This window comes from Saccharothrix hoggarensis (genome assembly GCF_042678885.1).
In the GTDB taxonomy this organism is placed as follows: domain Bacteria; phylum Actinomycetota; class Actinomycetes; order Mycobacteriales; family Pseudonocardiaceae; genus Actinosynnema; species Actinosynnema hoggarensis.
The window spans coordinates 1-4,074 of the sequence record NZ_JBHTLK010000365.1 but is presented as its reverse complement, the minus strand read 5'-3'; the positions used below and the strand labels follow the sequence as shown (position 1 = coordinate 4,074).

The window sequence follows — 4,074 nt, the reverse complement described above, 5'->3', positions numbered from 1 at the left end:
AGCGGCAGGCGAGCCACAACCCGGCGCCCCCGGCCCGTCCGGGCGGCGCGCGGAGGCCCGCCGCCGGCCCGTTGAAGAGCAAGCGGTCCGCCGTCGTGACGGCGCTCGCCATCGCGGGCGCGGCCGTGGTGGGCATCCTGCTGGCGAGCGTGCTGTCCAACGGCGGCGGCTCCGACGGCCAGGCGCAGGACCTCACGACGACGACCACGGCGCAGGCCGCGGGCGGCGAGCCGTCGACGTCGTCGACGAAGAGGACGAGCATCGCGCCGCCCAAGGTCACCGGCGAGCCGACGGCGCAGCAGCAGGAGCAGGCGATCCGCGACTACTTCGCCCTGCTGCCGGACGGCGTGGACGAGGGCTTCAGCCGGCTGACCGCCGACATGCAGGCGGCGGCCGGGGGCCCCGACGGCTACGCGGGCTGGTGGAAGCTCGTGAAGTCGGTCGAGGTGACCGGTATGAGGGTGAACGAGTCGTTCGCCTACGAGGTCGACCTCACGTTCACGATGAAGGACGGCACGGTGAGCCGTGAGCGCAAGCTCGTCGTCCTGAAGTGGGACCACGACAGCCTGCTGATCTCCAAGGAGCAGCTGCTCGCCAAGGCGTAGGCCCGCGCCCGTTGGCCGCCGGTCAGGCGGTCGGCCCGGTCGGCCCGGTCAGGCGGTCGCGGCGGCCTTCAGCGCGTCCAGCAGGCTGGTCACGGCGGGCGAGCCGACGCCATCCTCCCGGATCGCGGCGCAGATGGTCCTGGTCGGCTCGGGGCGGCGCAGCTTGCGGATCACCACGCCGGGGTGGACGACGCCGAGGCTGAGCTTGGGCACGATCGTCACGCCGAGGCCGGCCGCGACGAAGCCCTGGGCGGTCGGGTAGTCGTCCGCCTCGACCACGACGTTGGGCGCGAACCCGGCGCCCGCGCAGGCGTCGACCACGATGTCGCGGCACGGCCCGGGTGGCGTCACGGCGTCCACCCACTGCTCGTCCGCCAGGTCGGCGAGGTCCACGACGCGCTTGCGGGTCAGCTCGTGGCCGCGCGGCAGCACGGCGAGGTACGGGTCGTCGAGCAGGTGCACGACGTGCACGCCGCGCGGCGGCTCGGTGTCCCGGTGGTGCACGACGATGGCCACGTCGGCGCGGCCCGCCTCGACCTCGACCATCGGGTCGTCCGGCTCGGTGAGCTTGAGGTCGAGCTGGACGTCGGCGTGCCCGGCCCGGAACGCGGCCACGGCGGGCGGCACGAGGGCCGCGCCCGCGGTGGCGAAGTAGCGCACGCGCAGCCGTCCGGTGCGGCCGGCGCGGAGGTCGGCAAGCGCCGCCTCGGCCTCGACCAGCCGGTCGGTGATGTGCGCGGCGTGCTCGGTGAGCACCCGGCCCGCGACGGTCGGCCGCACGCCCCGCCCGACGCGGTCCAGCAGGGGCAGCCCGGCCTGCCGTTCGAGGGCCGCGACCTGCTGGCTGACGGCCGAGGGCGTGTACCCGAGGTTCACCGCGGCGGCGGTGATGGAGCCGGTGGTGACCACGGCCCGCAGCACCTGCATGCGTCGCACGTCCAACATGACGCCACCTTACAGCTGTGCTTAAAGGTCGTGCAGTTGATTTCACTTGTGCTGATGCTTCGCATCGCGCAAGGTATGCCCGTGAACAAGCCTGGCACGCTGATCAGGATGGGTGTCCTGGCCCTGCTCTGGGGTTCCAGCTTCCTGTGGATCAAGATCGCCCTGACCGGCCTCTCGCCGATCCAGATCACGCTCGTCCGCACCGTCCTGGGCGCGACGGTGCTGGTCGTGCTCGTGTACGGGAACAAGCAGCGGCTGCCCCGCGACCGGACGTCCTGGCTGCACCTCGGCTTCGCCGCGCTGTTCGGCAGCGCCGTGCCGTTCGCGCTGTTCGCCCTGGGCGAGGAAACCGTGGACTCCGGTGTCGCCGGTGTGCTCAACGCCACCACGCCGCTGTGGGCGCTGGGCATCGGCCTCGCCCTGGGCACCGAGCGGCAGCGCAACCCGGCCCGGTTCGTCGGCCTCGGCCTCGGCTTCGCCGGCGTGCTGCTCATCTTCGCGCCGTGGCAGAAGGCGGGTTTGGCCGGCTGGGGCGCGCTCGCGTGCCTGGCCGCCGCCGCCTCGTACGCCGTGAGCTACGCCTACATCGGCCGCAAGGTGTCCGGCCGCGGCCTCACGCCCATGCAGATCTCGTCCACGCAGCTCGTCGCCGCGGCCGGCATGACGGCTCTGGTGGTGCCCGTGGCGGGGTTGCAGCCGGTGCACCTGTCCTGGCAGCCGCTCGTGGCGGTGGCGATCCTCGGCGTGTTCGGCACCGGCGTGGCATTCGTCCTCAACTACCGCGTCATCGAGGACGAGGGCCCCACCAACGCCACGATGGTCGGCTACCTGCTGCCGGTGGTCTCGGTGCTGCTCGGCGCGCTGTTCCTCGACGAGGCGCTCAACGTCCGCGTCGTGGTCGGCATGGTCGTGGTGCTCGTCGGCGTCGCGCTGACCCGGATGCAGCCCGCGACGGCGATCGTGCCGCTGCCGGAGAAGCCCGTGACTACGCTCAAGTGACCTGCGCTAACCGCCTGTTACTCGCCGGTACGGCCAGTTGAGACAGCTGTCCTGGGCAAATGGGTGGTCTTGAGACGCAGGTCTCCCCCGATCGCGTGGTGTTCACGCGAACCACGTCCCGAATCGCCTTCTCGGACGTCTCCTCAATGCAAGGGACGACTCCGGAAGGGAACCCTCAGGACATGAGCAACGAGAGCATCACCATCGCGACGACGTTCCACCTCCTCGTCCCGGGCGTGGCTCCGGCGCCGGTGGGGGCCGAACTCCACTACGAGCCGGAGGACCCGTACGCCGTGGCCGTGCTGTTCCACACCGGCCAGGGCAAGGTCGAGTGGATCTTCGCCCGCGACCTGCTCGCGGACGGCCTGCTCACCGCGTCGGGCGAGGGCGACATCCTCGTCCGGCCTGCCGCCGACGACCCGGAGCGGGTCCTGGTGGAGCTGAACGCCCCGACGGGCTTCGCGATCCTCTCCGCCGACGCGGAGGACATCGCCGAGTTCCTGGACCTCACCTACGACGTGGTCCAGCCCGGCGAGGAGGACCTGTGGATCGACTTCGACCGCGAACTGGCCAAGTTGGTCTCGACCAACTGACCTCATCGCCTAACCTCCAGGCTGTGACGCGGTCCGGGGGGACGGTAGGCGGTAGGTACGCGCTGGTCGAGCCGATCGGCAGCGGCGGCATGGGTGTGGTCTGGCGGGCGCGGGACGAGTTGCTCGACCGCGAGGTGGCGGTGAAGGAGTTCCGCCGGCCGGACGTGACCTCCGAGGAGGCCCGGGTGGCCGGGGCACGGGCGATGCGCGAGGCGCGCAACGCCGCCCGGCTCCAGCACCCCGACGCCGTCACGATCTTCGACGTGGTGCTCGAGGACGACCGGCCCTGGCTGGTCATGGAGTACGTGCCCGCGCCCAGCCTCGCCGCGGTGCTGGCGGCGCGCGGTGGCCTGAGCCCGGCCGAGACGGCCCGGATCGGCGGCCGGCTGGCCGGAGCGCTGGCCGCGGCCCACGCGGCGGGCATCGTGCACCGGGACGTGAAGCCGTCCAACGTCCTCATCGGCGAGGACGGCACGGTCAAGCTCACCGACTTCGGCATCTCCCGCGCCGCGGGCGACGGCACGCTCACCGGCAGCGGCATGATCACCGGCACCCCCGCGTACCTCGCGCCCGAGGTGGCGCGCGGCGAGCAGCCGGACGCGGCGTCCGACGTGTTCTCGCTGGGCGCGACGCTGTACGCGGCCACCGAGGGCCAGTCGCCCTACGGCCTCAGCGACAACAGCTTCGGACTGCTCTACCGGGCCGCGCTGGGCAAGGTCGAGCCCGCGACCCGCGCCGGACCGCTCACCGACGTGCTGACCAGGATGCTCGCCACCGCCCCGGAGGCCCGCCCGGCCGCCGCGGAGGCCGCCGAACTGCTCACCGAGGAGTCGTCGGGGCGCCGTGAGGCGGTCAAGCCGCCCGTGCCGCGCGAACGACGCCGCAAGGCGGCCCAGGCCCCCGCAGGCGGCCCCGGGAGCCCTCGGGAGGTC

At 72.8% G+C, this 4,074-nt stretch carries 4 protein-coding genes and 1 pseudogene; 4 read left to right on the top strand and 1 reads right to left on the bottom strand.

Annotation, left to right across the window (positions count from 1 at the left end):
• A pseudogene (locus ACFQ3T_RS34785) lies at positions 1 to 605 on the top strand (serine/threonine-protein kinase); the annotation flags it as partial.
• Positions 606 to 653: 48 nt separating this feature from the next.
• On the opposite strand, the gene ACFQ3T_RS34780 reads toward ACFQ3T_RS34785, so the two are convergent.
• Entirely contained in the window at positions 654 to 1,550 is an 897-nt protein-coding gene (locus ACFQ3T_RS34780) for a LysR family transcriptional regulator (protein WP_380730086.1), read from the bottom strand.
• A gap of 75 nt (positions 1,551 to 1,625) precedes the next feature.
• Here ACFQ3T_RS34780 and ACFQ3T_RS34775 point away from each other — a divergent pair, with 75 nt between their 5' ends.
• The 3 genes from ACFQ3T_RS34775 to ACFQ3T_RS34765 form a co-directional block, all read left to right on the top strand.
• Entirely contained in the window at positions 1,626 to 2,549 is a 924-nt protein-coding gene (locus ACFQ3T_RS34775; RefSeq protein WP_380730084.1) for a DMT family transporter, read from the top strand.
• Positions 2,550 to 2,731: 182 nt separating this feature from the next.
• Positions 2,732 to 3,142 carry an SsgA family sporulation/cell division regulator gene (locus ACFQ3T_RS34770; RefSeq protein WP_380730082.1) on the top strand — a complete coding sequence of 137 codons (411 nt, stop codon included), beginning with the start codon at positions 2,732 to 2,734 and terminating at the stop codon, positions 3,140 to 3,142.
• 23 nt (positions 3,143 to 3,165) lie between these two features.
• Positions 3,166 to 4,074: serine/threonine-protein kinase (locus ACFQ3T_RS34765; protein WP_380730080.1), on the top strand; the 909-nt coding region annotated here is incomplete at its 3' end.